This is a genomic window from Nostoc sp. 'Lobaria pulmonaria (5183) cyanobiont' (genome assembly GCF_002949795.1).
Classification (GTDB): Bacteria; Cyanobacteriota; Cyanobacteriia; order Cyanobacteriales; family Nostocaceae; genus Nostoc.
The window spans coordinates 731,355-754,835 of sequence record NZ_CP026692.1; the positions used below are offsets into that span (position 1 = coordinate 731,355).

At 44.2% G+C, this 23,481-nt stretch carries 25 protein-coding genes and 1 pseudogene; 16 read left to right on the plus strand and 10 right to left on the minus strand.

Going from position 1 to position 23,481, the window contains the following annotated elements:
• Nucleotides 1-76: 76 nt before the first annotated feature.
• From NLP_RS03060 to NLP_RS03075, 4 genes are all read left to right on the plus strand, one after another.
• Nucleotides 77-700 carry a (2Fe-2S)-binding protein gene (locus NLP_RS03060; RefSeq protein WP_104905094.1) on the plus strand — a complete coding sequence of 208 codons (624 nt, stop codon included), beginning with the start codon at nucleotides 77-79 and terminating at the stop codon, nucleotides 698-700.
• Nucleotides 687-1,670: an FAD binding domain-containing protein gene (locus tag NLP_RS03065; protein ID WP_104905095.1), complete on the plus strand. Its 984-nt coding sequence runs from the start codon at nucleotides 687-689 to the stop codon at nucleotides 1,668-1,670. Before NLP_RS03060 ends, NLP_RS03065 begins: the two co-directional genes overlap by 14 nt.
• Nucleotides 1,667-3,880, plus strand: coding sequence for a xanthine dehydrogenase family protein molybdopterin-binding subunit (locus tag NLP_RS03070; protein WP_104905096.1), 2,214 nt, complete (start codon nucleotides 1,667-1,669; stop codon nucleotides 3,878-3,880). Before NLP_RS03065 ends, NLP_RS03070 begins: the two co-directional genes overlap by 4 nt.
• A gap of 716 nt (nucleotides 3,881-4,596) precedes the next feature.
• The gene (locus tag NLP_RS03075; protein WP_104905097.1) at nucleotides 4,597-5,526 is read left to right on the plus strand and encodes a cation diffusion facilitator family transporter; all 930 of its coding nucleotides are present in this window, start codon (nucleotides 4,597-4,599) and stop codon (nucleotides 5,524-5,526) included.
• A gap of 94 nt (nucleotides 5,527-5,620) precedes the next feature.
• Here the strand turns inward: NLP_RS03075 and NLP_RS03080 are convergent, their stop codons facing one another.
• Entirely contained in the window at nucleotides 5,621-6,013 is a 393-nt protein-coding gene (locus tag NLP_RS03080) for a hypothetical protein (protein ID WP_104905098.1), read from the minus strand.
• 549 nt (nucleotides 6,014-6,562) lie between these two features.
• On the minus strand, nucleotides 6,563-6,817 hold the full coding sequence (locus NLP_RS03090) for a UPF0175 family protein (RefSeq protein ID WP_104905100.1): 255 nt from the start codon (nucleotides 6,815-6,817) through the stop codon (nucleotides 6,563-6,565).
• 98 nt (nucleotides 6,818-6,915) lie between these two features.
• Between NLP_RS03090 and NLP_RS32725 the strand changes: the two genes are divergently transcribed.
• The gene (locus tag NLP_RS32725; RefSeq protein ID WP_158680264.1) at nucleotides 6,916-7,098 is read left to right on the plus strand and encodes a hypothetical protein; all 183 of its coding nucleotides are present in this window, start codon (nucleotides 6,916-6,918) and stop codon (nucleotides 7,096-7,098) included.
• Nucleotides 7,099-7,155: 57 nt separating this feature from the next.
• Here the strand turns inward: NLP_RS32725 and NLP_RS03095 are convergent, their stop codons facing one another.
• From NLP_RS03095 to NLP_RS32730, 3 genes are all read right to left on the minus strand, one after another.
• Entirely contained in the window at nucleotides 7,156-9,825 is a 2,670-nt protein-coding gene (locus NLP_RS03095) for a tetratricopeptide repeat protein (RefSeq protein WP_104905101.1), read from the minus strand.
• An 89-nt stretch (nucleotides 9,826-9,914) separates the two neighbouring features.
• The gene (locus NLP_RS35460; protein WP_267894906.1) at nucleotides 9,915-10,043 is read right to left on the minus strand and encodes a hypothetical protein; all 129 of its coding nucleotides are present in this window, start codon (nucleotides 10,041-10,043) and stop codon (nucleotides 9,915-9,917) included.
• Nucleotides 10,044-10,142: 99 nt separating this feature from the next.
• Nucleotides 10,143-10,484 (minus strand): hypothetical protein, encoded by a 342-nt coding sequence (locus tag NLP_RS32730; protein ID WP_234017186.1) that lies wholly within the window; start codon nucleotides 10,482-10,484, stop codon nucleotides 10,143-10,145.
• 82 nt (nucleotides 10,485-10,566) lie between these two features.
• On the opposite strand from NLP_RS32730, the gene NLP_RS03110 reads away from it, so the two are divergent.
• From NLP_RS03110 to NLP_RS03145, 8 genes are all read left to right on the plus strand, one after another.
• Nucleotides 10,567-11,634: an aldo/keto reductase gene (locus tag NLP_RS03110; protein WP_104905103.1), complete on the plus strand. Its 1,068-nt coding sequence runs from the start codon at nucleotides 10,567-10,569 to the stop codon at nucleotides 11,632-11,634.
• Between the two features lie 215 nt (nucleotides 11,635-11,849).
• Nucleotides 11,850-12,074 (plus strand): NAD-binding protein, encoded by a 225-nt coding sequence (locus NLP_RS03115; protein WP_234017187.1) that lies wholly within the window; start codon nucleotides 11,850-11,852, stop codon nucleotides 12,072-12,074.
• A 27-nt stretch (nucleotides 12,075-12,101) separates the two neighbouring features.
• Nucleotides 12,102-12,668: a type 1 glutamine amidotransferase domain-containing protein gene (locus NLP_RS03120; RefSeq protein WP_199784748.1), complete on the plus strand. Its 567-nt coding sequence runs from the start codon at nucleotides 12,102-12,104 to the stop codon at nucleotides 12,666-12,668.
• Between the two features lie 90 nt (nucleotides 12,669-12,758).
• A complete protein-coding gene (locus NLP_RS03125; protein ID WP_104905104.1) occupies nucleotides 12,759-13,484 on the plus strand; it encodes a DUF4142 domain-containing protein in 726 nt (241 codons plus the stop codon).
• A 242-nt stretch (nucleotides 13,485-13,726) separates the two neighbouring features.
• Nucleotides 13,727-14,002 (plus strand): hypothetical protein, encoded by a 276-nt coding sequence (locus NLP_RS03130; protein WP_234017188.1) that lies wholly within the window; start codon nucleotides 13,727-13,729, stop codon nucleotides 14,000-14,002.
• Nucleotides 14,003-14,011: 9 nt separating this feature from the next.
• Nucleotides 14,012-15,328, plus strand: coding sequence for a Gfo/Idh/MocA family protein (locus tag NLP_RS03135; RefSeq protein ID WP_104905106.1), 1,317 nt, complete (start codon nucleotides 14,012-14,014; stop codon nucleotides 15,326-15,328).
• Between the two features lie 211 nt (nucleotides 15,329-15,539).
• Nucleotides 15,540-15,674, plus strand: coding sequence for an MFS transporter (locus NLP_RS03140; RefSeq protein WP_234017344.1), 135 nt, complete (start codon nucleotides 15,540-15,542; stop codon nucleotides 15,672-15,674).
• 45 nt (nucleotides 15,675-15,719) lie between these two features.
• The gene (locus NLP_RS03145) at nucleotides 15,720-15,917 is read left to right on the plus strand and encodes an MFS transporter (protein WP_104905108.1); all 198 of its coding nucleotides are present in this window, start codon (nucleotides 15,720-15,722) and stop codon (nucleotides 15,915-15,917) included.
• Nucleotides 15,918-16,108: 191 nt separating this feature from the next.
• Here NLP_RS03145 and NLP_RS03150 read toward each other — a convergent pair whose 3' ends face one another.
• Complete coding sequence (locus NLP_RS03150; protein ID WP_234017189.1) at nucleotides 16,109-16,702, minus strand: flavin reductase family protein; 594 nt, start codon at nucleotides 16,700-16,702, stop codon at nucleotides 16,109-16,111.
• A 24-nt stretch (nucleotides 16,703-16,726) separates the two neighbouring features.
• Here NLP_RS03150 and NLP_RS35965 point away from each other — a divergent pair.
• Nucleotides 16,727-16,891: pseudogene (locus tag NLP_RS35965) on the plus strand (IS982 family transposase); the annotation flags it as partial.
• Nucleotides 16,892-17,076: 185 nt separating this feature from the next.
• Here the strand turns inward: NLP_RS35965 and NLP_RS33990 are convergent.
• Nucleotides 17,077-17,460 (minus strand): hypothetical protein, encoded by a 384-nt coding sequence (locus NLP_RS33990; protein ID WP_199784749.1) that lies wholly within the window; start codon nucleotides 17,458-17,460, stop codon nucleotides 17,077-17,079.
• On the opposite strand from NLP_RS33990, the gene NLP_RS03160 reads away from it, so the two are divergent.
• Together NLP_RS03160 and NLP_RS03165 are read left to right on the plus strand one after the other, a co-directional pair.
• Nucleotides 17,454-18,695 carry an XdhC family protein gene (locus NLP_RS03160; RefSeq protein ID WP_325034717.1) on the plus strand — a complete coding sequence of 414 codons (1,242 nt, stop codon included), beginning with the start codon at nucleotides 17,454-17,456 and terminating at the stop codon, nucleotides 18,693-18,695. The genes NLP_RS33990 and NLP_RS03160 overlap by 7 nt on opposite strands.
• A gap of 5 nt (nucleotides 18,696-18,700) precedes the next feature.
• Nucleotides 18,701-19,336: a nucleotidyltransferase family protein gene (locus tag NLP_RS03165; protein ID WP_104905110.1), complete on the plus strand. Its 636-nt coding sequence runs from the start codon at nucleotides 18,701-18,703 to the stop codon at nucleotides 19,334-19,336.
• A 364-nt stretch (nucleotides 19,337-19,700) separates the two neighbouring features.
• Here the strand turns inward: NLP_RS03165 and NLP_RS03170 are convergent, their stop codons facing one another.
• The 3 genes from NLP_RS03170 to NLP_RS03180 form a co-directional block, all read right to left on the minus strand.
• A complete protein-coding gene (locus NLP_RS03170; RefSeq protein WP_104905111.1) occupies nucleotides 19,701-20,075 on the minus strand; it encodes a colicin V family bacteriocin in 375 nt (124 codons plus the stop codon).
• A gap of 66 nt (nucleotides 20,076-20,141) precedes the next feature.
• Entirely contained in the window at nucleotides 20,142-21,716 is a 1,575-nt protein-coding gene (locus tag NLP_RS03175) for a GMC oxidoreductase (protein WP_104905112.1), read from the minus strand.
• Nucleotides 21,717-21,723: 7 nt separating this feature from the next.
• Nucleotides 21,724-23,346: an FAD-dependent oxidoreductase gene (locus NLP_RS03180; protein WP_104905113.1), complete on the minus strand. Its 1,623-nt coding sequence runs from the start codon at nucleotides 23,344-23,346 to the stop codon at nucleotides 21,724-21,726.
• Nucleotides 23,347-23,481: the final 135 nt, after the last annotated feature.

Genomic DNA, 23,481 nt, shown 5'->3' on the forward strand with positions numbered 1-23,481 from the left:
TGGTTTTCTATTAGAAATTTAAGTCAAAAGAATTACTCAATATTATCACTCAACAAAAATAAAATGGAGTCAACAAATGAGGTTTGTCCTAAGACGTCGCAAGTTGGGTCAATTAATGGTGGTCAGCACAGTAGCGGCTACGCTCGGTAATTTTGTAAAGAAAAGTGTAGCACAAACTCAAGTCAAAAAAGCTACTCCAATGCAAGCAACTTCAACATCTGAAATTATGAAGGTGAGGCTGCAAGTGAACGGAACAGCACATAGTTTGCAGATTGAACCGCGTGTTACCTTACTTGATGCACTTCGGGAATATATAGGACTAATTGGTACTAAAAAAGGTTGCGATCACGGACAGTGTGGTGCTTGTACAGTGCTGGTTGATGGGCAACGGATTAATTCCTGCTTGACATTTGCTATTATGCACACCGACGCAAAAATCACAACTATTGAAGGGCTGGAGCAAGGAAACAATCTGCACCCGATGCAAGCCGCGTTTGTTGCCCACGATGCGTTTCAGTGCGGCTACTGCACACCGGGACAAATTTGTTCGGCAGTGGGTTTGGTGAACGAGGGACACGCTAAGTCCGATGCCGACATTCGTGAACTGATGAGCGGCAATATCTGCCGTTGCGGTGCTTATCCAAATATCGTGGCTGCTGTCCGCGATGTCTTAGGGGGAAAAAAAGATGCAGCCGTTTAATTATAAAAAAGCGGGACAAGCAGAAAATGCCGTGGCATTGGTGTCTCCAGATGCCGAAGCGTCGTATCTTGCTGGTGGTACTAGCCTAATCGATTTGATGAAGCTGAATGTTCAGACACCAAGAGAATTAGTTGACATTAACCCATTACCCCTAACCAAGATAGAAATGCAGGGTAACGGCGTGCGAATTGGCGCAATGGCACGCAATAGTGAAGTTGCTTATAATGCGATGATTCAGGAGCGTTACCCGGTGCTGTCGGAGGCGTTGCTGTCTGGAGCATCGCCGCAATTGCGAAACATGGCAAGTGTGGGCGGGAATTTGCTGCAACGTACCCGGTGCTATTACTTTCGCGACACTTCGATGCCTTGTAATAAGCGCGTTCCAGGTTCAGGTTGTGCGGCAATTGAGGGCTATAACCGCATCCATGCGATTCTTGGCGGTAGCGATCGCTGTATTGCCACCCATCCCTCTGATATGGCGGTGGCAATGGTGGCACTCGATGCAGTTGTGCAAACACGCGGGCCGAGGGGAGAGCGCAGTATTCCGCTCGTCGATTTTCATCTCGTACCAGGTGATACACCAGAAAGAGAGACAGTTTTGCAACACGGAGAGTTAATCGTTGCCGTTGATTTACCTGCTTCAAACCTTGCTAGGCGATCGCATTATCTAAAAGTCCGCGATCGCGCTTCCTATGCCTTTGCAATGACATCGGTTGCGGCTGCATTAGATGTTCAAAATGGCATCATTCGCGCTGCACGCATTGCTCTTGGTGGAGTAGGAACAAAGCCCTGGCGTGCCTTTGAAGCGGAAAAAGCCCTTTTGAACAAGCCCGCAAACGAGGCAACATTTCAAGCAGCTGCGAACGCTGCTGTCGCTGGAGCTAAACCTCAAAAATACAACGGGTTTAAGGTGGAACTGGCTAAACGCACAATTGTTAAGGCGCTGGCAACCGTGGGAGGAATGGCATGAATACAGGGGATACAAATACAGTTCTTGGCAAACCGCTCAATCGAGTCGATGGACACCTGAAGGTGACGGGTGGCGCACGCTATTCGGCAGAGTTTCCGGTAGCAAAAATGACTTATGGTGTGACGATTCAAAGCACGATCGCTAAAGGGAAGATTGCCAAAATCGATACAAAGGCGGCGGAACAAGTACCGGGTGTATTAGCAGTAATTACCCACCTCAACGCGCCTAAAGCTTCTGGAGAAAAGGGTGGCGGTCGCAAGCTACAAGTCCTGCAAGATAACGTTGTGCTGTATAGCGGTCAACACATTGGTGTCGTCGTTGCCGATACCTTTGAACGAGCCATGTACGCTGCCTCGCTGGTGCAAGTTCGCTATGACGAAGAAAAACCGACCATCAATATGCGGGACAATCTCGCTAAAGCATACTTGCCTAAAGGTAAAATCCCCAGAGAAGAACCGCCTGATTTAGCGCACGGCAATATTAACCAGGGATTAGCAACTGCGGCTGTCCGCGTCGAGCAAACCTATACTACACCGATCGAAAATCACAATCCGATGGAGCCTCATGCCACAACAGCAGTTTGGCAAGGCGATCAACTGCTGCTGTATGACGCAACTCAGGGAATCTTTTCGGCTCAACAAAAAGTTGCAGGGGTATTAGGAATTGAGCCAGAGAAAGTCCGCGTTATGTCTTACTTTGTGGGCGGTGGCTTCGGTTGCAAAGGGTCGGCTTGGTCGCATGTGCCTCTAGCGGCGATGGCAGCACGGCAGGTTAATCGCCCAGTGAAATTAGTTCTGGGACGGATACAGATGTATGGGCCTGTTGGCTTCCGACCAGAGACAATTCAACAGGTTTCTCTAGGTGCAACCCGCGACGGTAAATTAACCGCTCTGCGACACGCTGGCATTTCCCAGACTTCAACTTTCGATGAATTTATCGAACCTGTTGGTAAAAGCGCCCGTATGCTCTACGCTTGCCCGAATATCGAAACCAGCCACCATCTGGTTCAGCTCGATGAGGGTACACCAACCTTTATGCGTGCGCCTGGAGAAGCTTCTGGGTCGTTCGCCCTAGAATCGGCAATGGACGAACTAGCTTATGCGCTGAATATCGATCCGGTGGAGTTGCGTCTGCGTAACCATGCTGATGTCGATCCTAGTAAAGGACTGCCTTGGTCGAGCAAGTCACTGATACAGTGCTACAAGTTAGGAGCAGAAAAGTTTGGTTGGCAAAAGCGCAATCCTAAGCCCCGTTCGATGCGAGACGGCAATTATTTGATTGGTTGGGGTATGGCGACAGCAACTTATCCTACCAACCGTTCTCCAGCATCAGCGATCGCCCGAATTATGGCAGACGGTACAGCCGTTGTGCAGAGCGGTTCCCAAGATATTGGCACGGGAACTTATACTGTAATGACTCAAGTCGCAGCTGAGGCACTCGGTCTACCAGTTGACAAAGTTCGCTTTGAACTAGGCGATACTAAGATGCCAGAAACCCCCGTTTCCGGTGGTTCACAAACTGCCGCCAGTGTCAGTTCGTCCGTGCATTTAGCGGGAAATCAAGCTCGTAGTCAGCTTTTGGAACTAGCACTTGCCGATCAAAAATCGCCGCTTTATAGTTCAAACGCTGAGGATGTGATTGCCGAAAATGGCAGCTTTTTCTTAAAAAATAAATCGTCCGCAACCGAAACATATCAGGCAATCTTGGCACGGCATGGAATGAAAATGATCGAAGCGCGTGCAGATGCCAAGCTGGGAGACGAACAAAAGAAGTTCTCAATGCACGCATTTGGAGCGCAGTTTGCCGAAGTCCGCGTTGAACCTGATTTGGGTGAAGTGCGAGTAACGCGCTGGGTGGGAACTTTTGGCGTGGGACGCATACTCAACGCTAAAACAGCCAACAGTCAGCTAATTGGTGGGATTATCTATGGTATCGGTATGGCACTGATGGAACATACGGTAACAGACCCGAACCGAGGACACGTTGTCAACCATGATTTAGCTGAGTATCACGTGCCAGTAAATGCAGACGTTCCTGATATTGAGGTGTTGTTTGTTGATGAACATGATCCACATATCAACCCGCTTGGAGTCAAGGGAATTGGCGAAATTGGGATTACTGGAAGTGCGGCGGCGATCGCTAACGCTGTCTATCATGCCACAGGTAAGCGCGTCCGCGATTTGCCAATTACATTAGACAAGCTGCTGTAGATATTGCGTAGGCGTAGCCAGCCGTAGGCATCGCCGAAACGATGAAAGCTCAATCATCCGATTAGCGATCGCTAATTTTCAATCTCAATCAAGTTGATTAACTGGCGATCGCTTCCAGGGGGCGGTTACGCCATCGCATCTGGTTTTTTGCGCGTGGGACGCTTGCGTTCTGATTTTTTCTTCACGCTATCTGAGCCATATTGCCCGCGCACAACTTCTTTCATCGCTAACACAGCATTATGAAATTCCCACTCTGCTAATTATGCAAGCTTAAACAAAGGGTAAGCATTGTGAATGCATCAGCTTGTATTGTGAATGCATGAGCTTGTATTGTGAATGCATTGGCTTGCATTGTGAATGCATCGACTTGCATTGTGAATGCATCGACTTGCATTGTGAATGCATCGACCTGCATTTAAATAACAGGGCAATGCAAATACTAATCCACTTGATACCTTAGTGTTTGTAGGGGTGGGTGAACTTAGTCAGAGATATTAATACACCGAATAGTGCAAATGCGTAGGCGTAGCCAGCCGTAGGCATCGCCGAAACGATGAAAGCTCAATCATCCGATCGGCGATCGCTACATTATCTAGTATGAGCAAGAAGTTCATACGTTTCTTTTGCCAATCAGTAGAAGTCTCAGGATTGATGACGACTAAAGTAAAATTTGGTACTCTTAGCTCGGAATCACTGTAGTTACATCCGTGACCGAGATGAGTAGTCGATCAGCCCGCTCCTACGCTTTCTTGTCGATTGCAGCGGCAATCGTCACTATTGCTCTAAAATTTGGCGCTTACCTGCTAACCGGGTCAGTAGGTTTGCTTTCAGATGCTATTGAATCAATTGTAAATCTTCTAGCTGCATTGGTCGCTCTATGGGCATTGACCTATGCTGATAAACCAGCCGATACCGAACACGCCTTTGGGCATTCTAAAGCTGAATACTTCTCCAGTGGTGCAGAAGGTGCGTTGATTATAGTGGCAGCCATCAGCATTGCTATTGAAGCTTGGGGACACTTGTTGCATCCAGAACCATTAACACAGCTTGGATTTGGGTTGGCACTCTCCCTATTTGCAACCGCAATCAACGGCGTTGTTGCCTTTATCTTGCTACGGGCAGGGCGACGGTTGCGTTCCATTACACTGAGGGCTGATGCTCACCACCTGTTTACCGATGTGGTGACTTCAGGTGGTGTGGTAGTTGGAATCTTCCTCGTCAAGGTAACAGGCGCTCTCGTACTTGATCCAATTGTTGCACTGATAGTAGCAGCAAATATTACTTGGACAGGATTTCGTTTGCTGCGGGAAACCAGTAGTGCGTTACTGGATGCAGCTTTGCCTAAAAAAGAAATTGACGCAATCAAGAGTATTCTTAACGAGTACAAACATCAGGACATCCAGTTTCATGCCTTGCGAACCCGCACTGCTGGAACCCGCCGCTTTGTTTCCTTTCATGTTCTTGTGCCTGGATCTTGGACAGTGAAACAAGGGCATGATTTGTGCGAGACAATTGAGCTTGCTATTCTTCGGGTGCTGCCTTCAACCCACGTTACAACTCACCTGGAACCTGTAGAAGATCCAGTTTCTTGGGAAGATATGGAGTTGGAGCGTCCGAGCAATCAGCAAATGCAAGATATTACATAAGAGATTAATTGCTGCCGTTGAACTTTAAGGAATTGTGCGATCGCCGAAACGATGAAAGCTCAATCATCCGATTAGCGATCGCTAATTTTCAATCTCAATCAAGTTGATTAACTGGCGATCGCTTCCAGGGGGCGGTTACGCCATCGCATCTGGATTTTTTGCGCGTGGGACGCTTGCGTTCTGATTTTTTCTTCACGCTATCTGAACCATATTGCCCGCGCACAACTTCTTTGATCGCTAATACAGAATTATGAAATTCCCACTCTGCTAATCGCGCAGCATCAGCAGCAGCACAGTATAAAGCTAGTTTCTCAGTTTCAGTTTGTTGAGAAATCAACATCGTCTGATAAACTTCCTGTAACGTTGCAACTGAGGCATCACCACGAGTTGTGTTGTAGGTGCTGACGGTTTGCAAACCGTGGAATGAGTCAATATCTTGACTAATGGTTTGAGGGCGCAAACGGCGTGTTGTATGTTGGATACTCATAAATGTATCTACTAGTATAGTGTACATTTAATGTAATAATTGCAACTAAAAGTATATCAGTAAAATAAAGTTTTAAATCGAGTAAGCTTAAACAAAGGGTAAGCATTGTGAATGCATTGGCTTGCATTATGAATGCATGGACTTGCATTGTGAATGCATCGGCTTGTATTGTGAATACATCGACTTGCATTGTGAATGCATCGACTTGCATTGTGAATACATCGACTTGCATTGTGAATGCATCGGCTTGCATTGTGAATGCATCGACTTGCATTGTGAATGCATCGACTTGCACTCACAGTTGAATCAGTTTTAAACCACGAGGAGCATTAAAATTTCTAACACTCCAAAGCGAAAGTGTTACTAGTGGGAATACAATCACAAAATTAGACAGTTTTGTTTGTAGAGACTGCACTGGAAAATCGCGGAGGTTAAAACAATGGATGGGCGCGATCGCTACTTACGAATCGCTCTGGTTCTTATTGGAATAGCTTTTCTACTTATCTATCCGCTAACTCAATCAAAGGTGAAGAGTTAATAATTACACGATTAATCGACATCTGCCAGTTCCTGGGCTAACTCTTGGGCAGTATATTGCATAAAATCTACTTGGTAGCGTGATAACGCATTAATAAATTCAGCACGAGTTAGCCCAGCGATTTCTGCTGCTTTAGCTTGTGAAATCTCACCTAATTCATACCATTTAACTGCTGCTGCAATTCGCATTTCTTGAATAAATTCTTCCGGATTTTTACGAAGTGCTGAAAATACTGTTTCTGGTAATTGAATTGGTACTGTTCGCATAAATTTATCCTCAGTTGATTAGAGAGCATTCCTCTGCTTAGAGTCAAGAGCGCTAATATTGAACCTTTGAACCTCAAATTTGGCGTTTGGAACTTGAAATGGGTAAGCGATGTCTACGACGGGCTATTCGGCGTCGCTCTATTTTTCAGTTTAATTTAGATATCAGGGAGCGATCGCTGTTTGAAGTTAGAATTGATGGGCGATCGCTCCTAAAATTTAAACTACAACTGTTGTGTGGCATCAATTTTTGCTTGCAGTTGGGCAAAGATTTCTACAAGTGAAGGGTTATGGTGTGATTTTGTCAGAGGTGCGTTCGCGTATCGTGCAAGAGGCGATCGCTAGCGATATATTTCTCTTAAAAAGATTGCATAATTTCCCCTTATCGTCATTGTATTGGGATGACCTACACCTAAAGTCTGCTCACAAATCGCCAAAGCTTGCTCAAACACGGGTTTGGCTTCGTTGTAGCGTCCTGTAAATTTGTAGAGTAATGCCAGATTATTCAGACTATTGGCGACATGATGATGGTTGTCTCCCAGTAAGCGTTTTCTCAATTCTAAAGCTTGCAGATACAGGGGTTCGGCTTCGCTGTAGCGTTCTGTAGAACCGTAGAGTAATCCGAGATTGTTCAGGCTAGTGGCGATATCGGGATGGTTGTCTTTTAGTAAGCGTTTTCTCAATTCTAAAGCTTGCTCATACAGAGGTTCGGCTTCGCTGTAGCGTTCTGTAAAACGATAAAGTTCTGCGAGATTATTCAGGCTAGTGGCGACATCGGGATGGTTGTCTTTTAGTAAGCGTTTTCTCAATTCTAAAGCTTGCTCATACAGAGGTTCGGCTTCGCTGTAGCGTTCTGTAAAACGGTAAAGTTCTGCGAGATTATTTAGGCTAGTGGCGATATCGGGATGGTTGTCTTTTAGTAAGCGTTTTCTCAATTCTAAAGCTTGCTGATACAGGGGTTGGGCTTCGCTGTAACGTCCTGTAGATTCGTAGAGAACTGCGAGGTTGTTCAGGCTAGTAGCGACATCGGGATGGTTATCTCCCAGTAAACGTTTTGTCAGTGACAAAGCTTGCTGATACAGGGGTTCGGCTTCGCTGTACCGTCCTATAGAATGATAGAGTGCTGCGAGATTGTTCAGGCTAGTGACGACAAGCGGATGGTTGTCTCCTAGTAAGCGTTTGCTTAATTCCAAAGCTTGCTCAAACAAGGGTTTGGCTTTGCTGTAGAGTCTTGTAGATTTGTAGAGTCCTGCGAGATTGTTCAGGCTAGTAACGACATCGGGATGGTTGTCTCCCAGTAAGCGTTTTCTCAGTGACAAAGCTTGCTGATACAGGGCTTCGGCTTCGCTGTACCGTCCTATAGAATGATAGAGTTCTGCGAGATTGTTCAGACTAGTGGCGACATCGGGATGTTCTAAACCAAGACGATTTTCAGCTACCTCTACACATACTTTGTACCAAGGTTCTGCTTGCTGATAAAGTCCTTGATTTAGATAAAACCAGCCTAAGCCTGTGAAAGGGCAAATTAAATCTTCGTTACTGAGATACTGGGATAGATGGGTTGCAATTTCTGCAATGTGGGGGATAGCGGAAGTGAGATTGAAAATATCTTCAGGGTTAGGCTGTTGAGGAATTTGCTTTGCCACTTCTACCAGCAGCGCCACAAAAGCAGTTTTCACATTATCTGCCTCACTTGACTCATCCAACTTCATTTGGAAAAATTGCCGAATCAGTGGATGTAGACGATAAATTCCTTTAGCCTGCCATTGTATTAAATGCAGTTTTTGCAACTGGGCTATAGCTTTATCCCAGAATTCTTGTTCATTGTCATTTTCTATCGCCTCAACAAATAAGGGAATGTCAGCCAAAGCATACAAACTCAGCCAACAGCCTAAGCCTTGTGCTTTCTCATCTAACTGTTCCCAACTCAATGCAAAAGCTTCAGCAACGCCGTATTCATAACGCATCAATGGGTTAGCCTTAGCTATTGCTTCGTGTTCCAGTCGCTTTTTCTCTAGCCGCTTTAGTAGTATCTCCAGAGACAAATCTGGTATTGTATCCAGATATCGCCCCACTAACTCTAACGCCAAAGGCAAATATCCCAAGAATTTACAAATTCTTCTGGCAACCCAAGCCTCGTTTTTAAGTCGTTCCCTGTCAACCAGCGATTTTAATAATTTCATCGCCGCCAATGGTTTGAGGACATCCAAACGTAATTGCGGCAAAGTTTTATTAAATTCCTGGCGCGTTGTCAGCAATACTTTAAACCGGGGTGATTCTGGGGGTAGATAAGGCTGAACCTGTGTTTCGTAGTCAGTGACATCATCAAACACCAGCAACACTTCACCTTGTTGCCACTTCTCCCAGCAGGACTTCAGCCTATCTGCTAATTCCCACTCATCCGGTGCAATGAAGTTAAATTTCAATTGGGCAAATCTGAGAATCGGAATTCCGACATCAATTACCTGCGCTGATAACCAGCAAACCCCACCTTGATAATTCTGCAAGTGCTGTTTGGCATATTGAGTAGCCAGTTGAGTTTTTCCCACACCACCCATACCCGCCCTAGCTACAATGGCAACTTGCCGAGATGTTTGTAATGAGGAGTGCAGTTTTTGTAGTTCTGCCTCACGTCCCACAAATTTTTCAAATGGAACAGCAGGGGGAATATTTTGATGAATTTCTTTAATTGTGGTGTGGGCAGCGTTCGACTGAGCGCTCACGCCGAAGTCTTGGCTGCCATTATATTTTGCTCTCAGGCAAGCCCGTAACTTTTCTAGTTTGCCCCGACTCTTAGAAGTCGCTAACTCAGGATAACTCTGAGCAAACTTGTTATACACCTTAGTCATCAGCTTTTTGAAAACACCAACACCGATATTCAATTCACTGGCAAGTTTCACCTGACTCTTACCTAAGTTTTCATTCTTCAAACGCTCTACAAAAGCTGCCGTTTGCTCTGACGATAAGCTATGAGTAGCAGCTTCATTGGTGAGAAAATCAACCCATTGCATAGACAGCTTGTAAGATTTCTTCTTGATTCTACTTAATTTCTACTTTCTCTCCATTTCTAGAGTGCCTTAACAACTCCAGTCAACTCCAATCAAACTACCCATTCGCAATTAATCCCTGCATCGCCAACATCGGTAGAGAATCCATCTTCTTGGATGCGAGATGGATACAGTCCTACTGAAATCATCCTCGCGGCGGCATTTTTGACTTCATTATCCATTGGGGGAATTACCTCTGTGATTGTGGCGATTACGGGTTTAGTTAAAACTTTAGTGCCTGTAATGGTAAGCCCAACAAGGGAAAAAAAGAAGTAATGAACTTAAAGCCAAGGTGAATGGAAGTATCTTGGATACTCATAAATGTATCTACTAGTATAGTACACCTCTGATGTGCCCATTAAAACTAAAAATATATCAGTAAGATAAAGTTTTAAATCGGGCAAGCTTAAACAAAGGGTAAACATTGTGAATGCATCGACTTGCATTGTGAATGCATCGACTTGCATTGTGAATGCATCAACTTGCATTGTGAATGCATCGACTTGCATTGTAAATGCATCGACTTGCATTGTAAATGCATCAACTTGCATTGTAAATGCATCAACTTGCATTGGGAATACATCAACTTGCATTGGGAATACATCTTGCGGAGTATGTTTCAAAACACACCTTAGCTAGAGTCTCTGTGCCAGATAGCCGTGATATTATACAGCTCGTTCCTGTTGTTGGTTGTAGGAGACAATTATGGAAATCAGTAGACGCAGCTTGTTAAAAACTGCTTCTGCTTCGGGATTAGTGGCAGCAGGACTTGCGGTTTCGGAAGGATTTTTGCAACCGAGCCTCGCTCAAACAGAACCTGTTGATGAAAATACTCAACTGCTAGCCCAAACACCCACTTCAACCCGACGCGGCGAGATGTTGTATCGCAGCCTTGGACGCACCAAAGAACAAGTATCTGTGATTGGCTTAGGTGGGTATCACATTGGAAAAATTGAAGAGGAACAAGAAAGTATCAAGCTGATCCGCAGTGCGATTGATCGCGGCATCAACTTTATGGATAACTCTTGGGACTATAACAACGGACGTAGCCACCGTTGGATGGGAAATGCTCTTAAAAATGGTTATCGTCAAAAGGTCTTCCTAATGACGAAAATCGACGGTCGTACCAAAGGCGCTGCCAAAATGCAGATTGATGAATCGCTCAAAGATTTGCAGGTCGATCACATCGATTTAGTGCAGCATCATGAAATACTGCGCTTTGAAGACCCCGATCGGATCTTCGCTCCTGGCGGCGCAATGGAGGCAGTTGTTGAAGCGCAGAAAGCGGGCAAAATTCGCTATATTGGTTTCACAGGACATAAGAATCCCCAGATTCACCTTCAAATGTTGGAAACTGCTGCACAAAATGATTTCCGCTTCGACACCGTGCAGATGCCATTAAATGTGATGGATGCCCATTTTAGAAGTTTTGAACATCAAGTTTTACCTGTGCTAGTCAAAAACAACATTGGTGTCCTGGGAATGAAATCGATCGGGGAGTCTTACATTCTTAGAAGCAACACGGTTAGCGCGATTGACTGCCTGCACTACGCAATGAATTTGCCCACCTCAGTGGTAATTACGGGCATCGATAGCATGAGAATTTTAGACCAAGCCTTTGAGGCAGTCCGCACGTTTGAGCCGATGGATCAGGCACGAGTTACAGCACTGTTAGCGCGTACCCGTGAGGCAGCAGCTAAAGGGCAGTACGAACGATATAAGACCACAACCCAAAATGATAGTACAGCTATGAATCCAGCTTGGCTGGGGTAAATATTAATACTATTAACCGTTTTCTGAATGCTAACAGCGATGTCTACGACGGGCTGTGACGCTACGCTATCGGTGACACAATTTTGCAGGTGTGAGTTACGCACATCCTCTCAAAATAAATTCTTGTGTCACTTGACTCAATGCATTTTCCCAAAAATCCAGAGGATTCACTGCTACCCCGGTATTGATTGCTGCTTTTTGACGGCATGGGCAAGATGCTGGTGAATCGTGATTTTTCGCCGAGTTTTGCGTTAAAGCACATGCTCAAAGATGCGAATCTGATCGCTCAATTTGCCCAAGATTTAAATTCTCCAATGCCTGCTGCGGCAATTGTCAGAGAAACGATTAAAACAGCAGTTAATCAAGGGTGGGGAGAAGAAAATGCATCGGCATTCATCAAAGCTTTGGAGTTAGAAGCAGGAGTAACCGTTGAATCATAACTGCAAATTCTTGGATAAAACATGGAGATGATCGTGGCTAAATTAACAAATTTACGAGTTGCAGTATTAGCAACCGATGGGTTTGAAGAGGCTGAACTCACAGAACCCGTAAAGGCACTCAAAGAAGCTGGCGCACAGGTTGAAATTCTCTCAACCAAATCTGGACAAATCCAAGCGTTTCGGCATCACGATAAAAGCACGACTGTGAATGTTGATCGGGTTATTGATGAAGCACAAGCAAGCGAATACGATGCAGTGTTGTTGCCTGGTGGCGTACTCAATGCTGATATGCTGAGAATGGGGCCGAAAGTGCAATCTTTCTTACAACAAATGCAACAAGCAGGTAAACCATTCGCTGTGATTTGTCACGCGCCTTGGGTATTAATATCTGCCAACTTGGTGCAAGGACGCACTTTAACTAGTTATTACACAATTCAAGATGATATCAGTAACGCAGGTGGTAACTGGGTAGATAGAGAAGTTGTAGTAGATGGAAACTGGGTGACAAGTCGTCAACCAGATGATATCCCTGCATTCAATCGGGAAATGTTGAATCTATTTGCACAATTTGCACCGACGGCATCTGCTTCGTGATTTCAGCATTAATGGTCGTATTCAACTGTGCGATCGCACTTATTTTTCATTCGACGTTTGAAAATCTAGTTTTATCCAAGGAGAACAATTATGTCCAACTTCAAAATATTTTCTACTGGTATAGTAGCGATCGCCTTGTCTTTGGCGACTGGTTGCACACCAAGTACTCCCCATGACCAGACTACATCGGAAGCTCCATCTGCTGTGCCTGTACAAACGACTGAGAGTCCATCACCAACTGCATCACCAACTACCTCACCAACTACCTCACCAACTGCCTCACCAACTGCCTCACCAACTGTTTCACCAACTCCATCAGGGCAAAATAGCCTCAGTTCTTCAGACAGACAGTTTATGACTGAAGCCGCTCAAGGTGGTTTAGCAGAAGTCCAATTAGGAAAACTGGCATCAAAACGTGGAGCTAGCAATGCGGTAAAACAGTATGGACAGCGTATGGTTGACGATCACACCCCGGTAAACAATGAACTCAAACAGTTGGCGACTCAAAAAGGTGTAACGCTTCCAACTACTCTCAATAGCACAAATAAGCAAGTCGAGCAGCGCTTATCTAAACTTTCTGGTGCTAAGTTTAATAGCGAATATTTGAATCAGATGCTTAAAGATCATCAAAAGGATGTCTCCGCATTTGAAACTGAAGCTCAACAGGGACAAGATCCAGATGTGAAAGCATTTGCGGCTCAAAAGCTACCAACCCTCACAGCACACCTGGAACAAGTTCGTTCTCTTATTAATCCTGGAAGTTCAACTAGTACCCCAACTCCAAGCACTACCCCAACTCCAAGCACTACCCCATAAGGCAATACAGTTCAGTTAAACATTTCTTCTTTCCCTTTGCGTCCGCTACGCGTACTTCTGCAAAGTAGCAAGCTACGCGTAGTGTCTCGTCAAGAAGGCGATAGCCTGTGGCAAATCGCTCTGCATCTACGTTAAAGAGTTTTAGCCAGAAAAATCTAATATTAGCGTTGCATGAAGGAATTAGATAATTTATTTCTTCGAGTTCTCTAAGTACAGTTTTGCGTAAGAGCGTAGATTTTTAATTGCAGAGGAACGCATTGGCATTGTCAGACAACGCATTGGCATTGTTAGTCAACGCATTGGCATTGTCAGTCAACGCATTGGCATTGTCAGGCAATGCATTGGCATTGTCAGGCAATGCATTGGCATTGTTAGTCAACGCATTGGCATTGTTAGTCAACGCATTGGCATTGTCAGACGACGCATTGGCATTGTCAGGCGACGCATTGGCATTGCAGGGTATTTCCAAATTTAATTCGCTACGAATTGTTGTACTAAATCCAAAATTTCATCATTAAGGAACCACGATGCCTGAAGTGTTTAAAGGAAAATTTTCTCGTCGTCAGATTCTCACTACTGCTGGGTTAGGAGCCATTTCAGCCACCGCAATTGGTAGTATGGGCCAAGAGGTTGTTGCCCAACAGCCAACTGGACAAGCCACCCCACGCGGAGGCCCCTTACCGTCTCAGATTCAGTTTCCGCCCATCTCAGAAAAGACTGAGGTTGATACAGGTGGGCCACCAACTGCATTACCCCCAGAGCGACGTTTGGGGTTTGCGATCGTTGGACTAGGGAGACTAGCATTAGAAGAAATCATGCCTGCGTTTGCAGAATGTAAACTAGCAAAGCCAACTGCATTAGTTAGTGGTGATGCTGCCAAAGCAAATCTTGTTGCACAGCAGTATGGCATCAAACCGCAGAACGTTTACAACTATCAGAATTACGATAATCTCCGCAACAATCCAGACGTTGACGTGATTTATATAGTATTGCCTAACAGTATGCACCGGGAATATACGGTGCGTGGTGCGAAAGCAGGAAAGCACATTCTGTGTGAAAAGCCAATGGCAACCACAGTCGAAGATGCTCAACAAATGATTGATGCGTGCAAACAAGCCGATCGCAAGCTGATGATTGCTTATCGCTGCCAATATGAGCCGCATCATCGCGCCATGATTCAGATGATCCGCAGCAAAGAATTGGGAACTGTGAAGGTGATTCAGGCAGACAATGGCCAAAACCAAGGCGGTGACTTAAACCAGTGGCGATTGAAACGCGCCTTAGCTGGAGGTGGCTCTTTACCGGATGTGGGAGTTTATTGCTTGAATGCAACTCGCTATTTGACGGGAGAGGAACCGATCGCAATTAGCGCCCAAATCTTCAGCACTCCTGGCGATACCCGCTTCAAAGAAGTGGAAGAAAGTGTCACCTTCCAATTGCGGTTTCCCAGTGGGATACTAGGGATTTGCTCCACTAGCTACGGCTTCCACGAAGCACGTCGCTTTCGTGTCTTCGGTTCTGATGCTTGGGCGCAACTTGATCCGGGGTTCTCCTACAACGGTTTGCGGATGATGATTTCGCGCAAATCACCAACGAATAGCATGGCAGAAAACATTAGCGAAGTGCGGATAGGTGAGAAAAATCAGTTTGCTTTGGAAATCGATCACATGGCAGATTGTGTGATTCAAAATAAACAACCCCATACGCCTGGTGAAGAAGGTTTGCAAGACCAAAAACTGATAGCGTTGATTTACGAAGCCGCACAAACAGGCAAGACGATTACCTTACCTCGTGTGTCAGGATTAGATACAACTCGTGGCCCCGCTCCTCGAATGCTGAAGTAAATACTTGCATACCGCAGTTATGACCAAATAATTACTAATTCCTAATTCGTAATTCGTAATTACTTGGTGTCATAGCCCCCGCCAAATCAGAGATTTTGGTGGTTTAAAATCAGTGGAGGGTACAATCCTGAACTGATTGCAACTACGAATTACGAATTATCAATTACGAATTACTTTGACAATCTCTGCTTGGAGTCCGCTCCGTAAATCTTTGTTTCGCGATCGCCAGATTGCCTCAATTGTCTCCAACATTGGCGGTTGGATGGAGGACACGGCGGGAGCTTGGCTAATGACTTCTCTCATACTTGAATTCTGCTGTAACGTAGTTGCACGAGTGCTTTGTTAGCATTGCTGCCTTTGGTAGCACAACAGGATTTGCGACAGTGAGCAGGTGGGTGGGTATGGTTTACTACTCGGTTGCTTTGGATTTGGGGCGATTCTCGGTGCAATTTTGATGCCACGAGTGCGGCAAAATCTCACAGCCGATGGAGTTGTGATTGCCGGAACTCTGGTGTTTGCGATCGCTGTAATATTGAATAAATATTTGGTATGGAATATCACCAACAAGAAATTTTGTTTCAGTGTATGAATTCATTTGAATAAAAGACTTAAATCTTTACGGTAATGTTAATCGTTCACTTGCTACAAAAAACCATCAACTGAAATTTAGAACAGTTGCTCTTGGCGAATTCTATCAAAGTCAGGGTCAGTAAAGTTTTGATTAATACTTCTTTCCTTGTGCTTTCTGCCCACTGCCTTTCTTTGTAAATTAACCTCCCATCATACTTTTGGAGTTGTCATCTCAAATAGTTTCCCAATATTTGTATACTCAACTGGCCCACCTAAACGCGTAATCGGCTGCATCCCTACAGTATCAACTAACCCCAAATCTTGGCGGTATAGGTCTTCACGCACATGAAATCGTAACACTCGACCCAATACCATTACATTATTGGTTCCTTCCACTGCAACTATTTGTGTGACTTTACACTCCATTGCCACTGGTGAGCTTTCAATCCGCAATGGTCGGACATCTGTAGCAGGAATAGCTTTTAAGTTGGCTTTTTCAAACTCGTTAATTCCATAGGGAAATTCCGTTGCGGTTTGAACCATTGCCTGAGACAGTGTTTCATCCACCACATGACACACAAATTCATCAACTTCATGAATATTGCGTAACGTGTCTTTTTCTTTTGGCTCATGTCTACGATATGCGACTGAGAACATAATAGTTGGTGGAAAACCTGCTACTGCATTGAAAAAGGAATACGGGGCAAGATTGGGAATTCCAGAGGCACTAATTGTAGACACCCAGGCAATTGGGCGAGGAGCAACGATGCTTGTCAATAGATGGTAAGGAGCAGGGTCTTTCATTTCCTGTGGCACAAATGATAACATAAAATTATGTATTTATATGAGGTGATTCAGCTATTAACCACAAAAAATGGTATTCCGGTTGAATTTGTATTTATGCCTGGTAGTGCTTCAGATGTGTGTGCGTTCAATGTACCATTAAATTTACCACCTAGTAGTGAAGTATATAATAATGCAGCATACACTGACTGATAATGGGTGCAATGAAGAATTGCTCAAAGTCCTGTCTTTGTTGGGCGTTGCTGAGTGTGAATATGAATTTATATTACGCAGAGGCGCAAAGAGAATGAGGAGTTTTACATTTCAATAGGTAAAATTCATCCCTTGATTCAGCAACGCCGTCTTTATTGCAGTGGGAGTATAATTATTTCAAATCAACCTCTTGCACCTGTGACATAAGCTGCTGTTAAGGGATGTTGGGGGTACTCAAAAATTTGCTGCACTGAACCTAACTCAATCAATTGCCCAACACCGGACTGCACCCAGAACAGAGCAACTTGATCCGCGATGCGCTTGGCTTGCGCTAGGTTATGCGTCACAATCAGCAAGGTATAACACTGACGCAAACTAGTAATTAAGTCTTCAACTATATGACTAAAGTTGGCAACTATCCTGCGGGGCATGATTTCAGTGGTATTTTCGTTTATCTTGGATAGCAGAACACCGCGATCGCACCTCAATCTAACGCATATATTGTAATCGTTAATGAGCGGCAAATCGAAGGAGTGTTTGACACTAGCAGCAATGCACAATGGCACAGTCTATCACATTGTTTTCATTGGGACTGTCTACTCAAGTTCATCAAACTGCTAGAAACAGAAAAATCAGTAATCAAATGAACGAATTACAAGCAATTTTAGAAGGCTTCGAGTCAAGTAAAAAAAATGGCGAAATCACTTTCCTTGCCACTGTAGTCAAAACTCAAGGTTCAACCTATCGCCGACCGGGTGCCAAAATGCTGATGACAAATACAGGTCGGATGATCGGAACAATCAGCGCTGGTTGCTTGGAAAACGACGTATTTGAGCATACTCAACAACGAATGTCAGATGGCAAACCAATTGTTGTTAGTTACGATAACACCGCCTCTGAAGATATTCTTTGGGGCTTTGGTCTGGGGTGCAATGGGACAGTGCAAGTTCTGATCGAACGTCTTGAAACAGAAAGTTCACCGAATGCGATCGCTTTTACACAAGAGTGCTTTCATAAAAAACATTTGGGTATTATTGCTACAGTCTTTGCTTTTGAAGGCGGGGTAGATGTGAAACTTGGGTCGCGCTTACTGGTGTATCCAAATGGTAAAATTATCACCGACATCAAAGATCCGAATTTAATTCAATCTTTGATTGCAGATACTCAAGCAGCTTTTACTAATCAAAAGTCTAGTGTAAAAAACTATCAGTTACCTTTAGGCAGTGCAGAAGTTTTTATTGAAGTCATTCAACCACCCACGCCTTTAGTAATATTTGGTGCAGGTTATGACGCTATACCCGTAGCACAGTTTGCTCAAGCATTAGGTTGGGACGTTACTGTAGTCGATTGTCGAGCTAATGAGGCAACTAGAGCGCGATTTCCAATAGCTTGTGATGTGATTCTGACTCGGCGAGAAATTGTCCAAAAACAGGTATTTATAGATGTCAACACAGTTGCTGTAGTGATGACGCATAATTATCTTGATGACCTGGAAATTTTGAAAACGTTGCTGCCATCTCCTGCACGCTACATAGGGGTTTTAGGCCCAAAGGCGCGTACTGAAAGATTGCTTGAAGATTTAGGTTCGCAAGGAATAGTTTATACTACTGAGCAATTAACCAGATTGCATGGTCCGATTGGGATTGACATCGGAGCAGATACACCCGAAGAAATAGCGATCGCTATTATTGCAGAAATTCAAGCAGTGCTAACAAATCGCAGTGGTAATTTTTTAAGAAATCGCAATCAACCAATTCACCAATACGATGAAAGCAACTCAAACTTGCTACTCACCACATAGTTTTTATGACTACTATAGACAATGAAAAATCAACCATAGCGATTATGATTCTTGCTGCTGGTGCATCTACACGGATGGGTACACCTAAACAACTATTGCTTTACCAAGGACGTAGTTTGTTACAATACATTACAGAAATGGCGATCGCTTCAGTTTGTCAACCTGTGGTAGTAGTACTAGGAGCCAACGCAGAACAGATTCATCCCCAAATCGAGCAACTTCCCGTTAGAGTAGTTAAAAACTTGGATTGGGCTTGTGGAATGAGTGCTTCAATCAAGAGTGGGATTGAATTTTTAAATAATTTTCCGCAAAAAATAGAAGCAGTAGTTATTACACTTTGCGACCAGCCATTTGTTACTCACCAACTTATTAATCAACTTATTGATGCATATTATTCTACAAAAAAACCGATTATTGCTTGTGAATATGGAGATACACTAGGTGTACCTGCTTTATTTAATCAGACATTTTTTTCAGAGCTTGCTACTTTAAAAGAAACTTCAGGAGCAAAAAGGGTTATTAATAATAACCTAAATGAAGTTTTTTCTATTCCATTTCCACTAGGAAATATCGATATTGATACACCAAAGGATTACGAACAATTGCTATCAAGTAATAGAGGAGTTTCTGGCTTATCTTGAAGAATATAGAAAGGGTTTAGTAGATTGCCCTTCTAAAGCTAATAAAGTATATTCACATATTGAAATTTTGAAAAGTAAAACTAATGTTTTTCAAAATATAGCAGTCCTAAATCATTTGTGAAAATGATATATCTCTTTCTTCTTTCTTCCCTTTGCGTCCTTGGCGTTCTTGGCGGTTCGTTTCCTTATCTATATTTTTTACTACTCATTTAGGATTGCTATATATAGGTTGGGTTATAGCTTGCTTCGCCACTGGGGTATAACAGTGAAACCCAACATTAACTAGAATAAAATGTTAGGTTTCGTTCTTCAATCCAACCTACATATATTATAAGTGTTTAACCAAACCTGATATTAAACCCTTCTAAGCCTTGTAAATTGCTGAAGGTTTTGATAAAGCTTGTAATTCTTCCCAAGAATAATGAGAGGGTAGTTCAATTGGTTTGCGATCGGCTCCTAATCCTAATCCACTTGTCGGCTGGATTTCTTCAATTAATTCTTCAGCATACTCTACCAGCTTATTGGCTGCAATGCCACCAGTAATTGCCCCGGCAATCCCACCAATTGCAGCACCCACTTTACCACCAATGGAGCGACCTAACGCCGTTCCTGCAACGCCACCTCCCACAGTACCTAGACCTGTAGCCAAAGGATGGGATTGTATACCTTCTGACTCGTTCTGTTGAGATTGAATCTGTGGTTGCTGTTGTGGTGTAATTTGCCGTTCATCATTTGTCATAATGTTTGCCCTTTTTATCCTTACAAATTAAATCAATCACTATTGCAATCGTTCAGCTATTATGCATTAGCGAAACGCTGCTGCAAGCAGATCGCCAACGCGCAACGCATTAGCCATAATCGTTAATGTCGGGTTAGCACCTGAATTTGAGGGAAAGAAACTACTATCTACCACGTAGAGATTATCGACATCATGGGTACGGCAATTGAGGTCAAGGACTGAAGTTTTGGGATCTGTACCAAATCGACAAGTACCACATTGATGAGCAACTGCTTGTTCAGGTATTTGAGTGCGGGGATAAATGCTAAATGGCAAGACGCTTTTAGCCGAATGAGGAATTGACTTGAGTACAGATGTCCAACGATGGATTAAGCGATCGCTTGCTTCAATATTGTTCAATGTATAATCAACATGAATCCGATCGCCCACCACACGAATCCGATTATTTGGGTCTGGTAAATCCTCTGTTTGCAACCACCAGCCAACCGATCGCTCGGCTAGCAAATTTCTCTCAAAATTAGGAATCAGCTTGATAAATGGAGCCATGAGTGGCGGAGCCTCTGCGGGAATCATATCTGCTAGTACATTGCCAGTATTTTGCACCATGCCCATTGGGTAAGGAAAATCCGGCTCTCCCCAGTAAAAATCGTTGACAGCGATCGTTTTTTGAAATTTAGCGTGATTCACCTCTAGGTGTATGGAAACTATCGCGGTTTCCAGCTGTTTCATGTAATTCCGTCCCACCTGATCGGAACTATTTGCCAATCCATTGGGATGCTTATCGTTAGCAGAACGTAACAGCAAGGCTGCTGAGTTGATAGAACCACAAGCAACAACGACAATATCGCTGGTAAACCAATGTTTTTCCCCGGCAATTTCAGTTTCTACCCTCGTCACTTCTCGTCCCGACTCGCTGGTATGCAGCCGCAAGACTTTGGCATTAGTTAAAAGAGTGAAATTGGCATACATCTCGCGGCTAGGACGAATGGCGTTAACATCGGCATCAGCTTTTGCGTGTACGAGACAGGGGTATCCATCAAAAGTATCGCAACGAATGCAGGGACTCTTGGTGCGATCGCTTTCATTAAGCTTTAATCCTAGTGGTAGGTGAAATGGGTAATAACCCAGTTCGCGGATGCCATCAGCAAGGGACTGCATATCCGGCTCATGACTCACTGGCGGATAAGGATATGCTTCGCTGCGAGGTGGTTCAGTTGGGTCTTCTCCTGCTTGGCCATGCACGTCATACAGCTTTTCTGCCTGTGTGTAGTACGGCTCAAAGTCTGAGTACTTGAGCGGCCATTCTGGAGAAATTCCTCCCTTGTGAATTACCCTTTCAAAATCTCGCTCCCGGAATCGAATTAAGGCTGCACCGTAGAGTTTAGTATTGCCGCCAACCCAGTAACCTGTCTGAGGCTTAAAAACTTTGCCTTCTTTGTTATACCATTGCTCATCGGTGTGGTAACGATGTTTTTGGTAGACTTCCTGGGGATTCCAGTTATCTTTTTCTCTCGGTAAAAAGTCGCCTCGTTCCAGCACTAGAATTTTTTTACCTGTGGGTGCGAGGCGGTGGGCTAGCGTACCTCCACCTGCTCCCGTACCGATAATTATAATGTCATAGCGCTCAGTGATGTTTGTCATATATGCCTTAGCGCTTACTACTAACTTCAGGCTGTCCTCTGTTAATCAAATCAACTGTACCACGCCGTAATTCATCAACAGTTAACATCTGGTTCAAGCGCATCAATTCTGAAATCGCTGCTGTTTCTGTATCTTGATGGCTGGTTGCAACTGCTAAGACTTGATTGTTTTTCAGATAAAAAGCGATAAATTCCTGTTTTTGCAAATCCCCATCGACAATTATTTCATCCCAACTTTGGGCGTGTCCGATGTAGCGTAACGGAAAGTCGAATTGCATTGTCCAGAATAAAGGAAGCCCTCTAAATTTGACTGCTTTCCCTGTCATGTTCTGAGCGGCAATTCGCCCCTGCTGTGCTGCGACTCGCCAATGTTCAACCCGAATCGATTCGTTTGTCCGCCAATCGGGATAATGGGCAATATCACCTGCGGCATAGATGCCATCACCTGCACGCAAGTATTCATCAACAACAACACTGCCATCTTTAGGATGCAAATCGATACCCTGAAGAAAGTCTGTTGCAGGCTGTACGCCAATTCCGACAATTACAATATCTGCTTTTAAGCGATCGCCATTATCTAAAATTACAGCTTCAACCTTGTCACTACCCTCAAATTGCACCGCTTTCCTACCAAACTTAAAGGAAACGCCGTTTTTCTCATGGACTTGCTGAAATAGTTTGCCAATTTCCTCGCCCAGAATTTTCTTAAAAGGTACAGAATCCGGTGAAACAACAGTTACTTCTAAGCCATGCTGCCTCAGCCCAGCTGCCGTTTCCATGCCGATAAAACTGGAGCCAATGACTACCGCTTGTCCTTTTTGCTTGATGGTTGTCAAGATGCGATCTGTATCTTGAAAACTACGTAATGTCAAAATGTTTTGCAAGTCTGCACCGGGAATATCTAGCTGGCGTGGTTTTCCTCCTGTTGCTACTAGTAAGGCATCATAGGTTAATGAATCACTAGACGCGCCTGTGTCGCTATCGGTAAAGGCGATCGTTTTTGCCGTTGTTTGCACCTGTTCAACTCGCTTATTCAACAGCACTTCAATCGCGTGTTCTTTGAAGAAATCAGGCGATCGCAAAGGCATTTCCTCTGCGGATGTCTTACCAATGAAGTAGTCTTTAGTCAGCTTGGTGCGATCGTAGGGTAGCTTGTTATCTTGAGTAATCATCACGATTCGCCCTTGATATCCAGCTACTCGCAAAGTTTCTGCGGCATGGACACCCGCTGCCCCTGCGCCTAAGATCGCAAATGTCCGCCCATCAACATTAGGGTCGAATTTCGCCATTGCCGGCGATCGCAATCCTTTAGTGTCCTCTGGTACGCTGACAATGACATTTTCACCTTCAATGCGTACTTTATAACAAGCTAAAGCATCCAAACCAGGTGGCTCTTGTTGGTCGCCAGTCGTTACGTCATAATAGGCATTGTGCCAGGGGCAAACAACATGATGTCCACTCAGTACCCCTTCAGCCAGTGGCGCTTTATAATGAGTGCAGTGTGCGCCGACGGCATAAAACTTTCCATCTATACGACTTAATAAAATTTCTGTCTCGCCGACAGACACTTGTCGCATTTCGCCATCATTTAAATCGTTGATGTTACCAACAACTGCTTCTATCTGTTTCATAATCAACTCTCAAAATAAGAATAAGAGTTATACCAATTCTTTAAAATTTGATAACATGTTAGTCTGAGTACGGGTACAAGGTTTTACACCCTTTCATGACGAATTGATATAACAATAAAAAACTGGCATACTGTG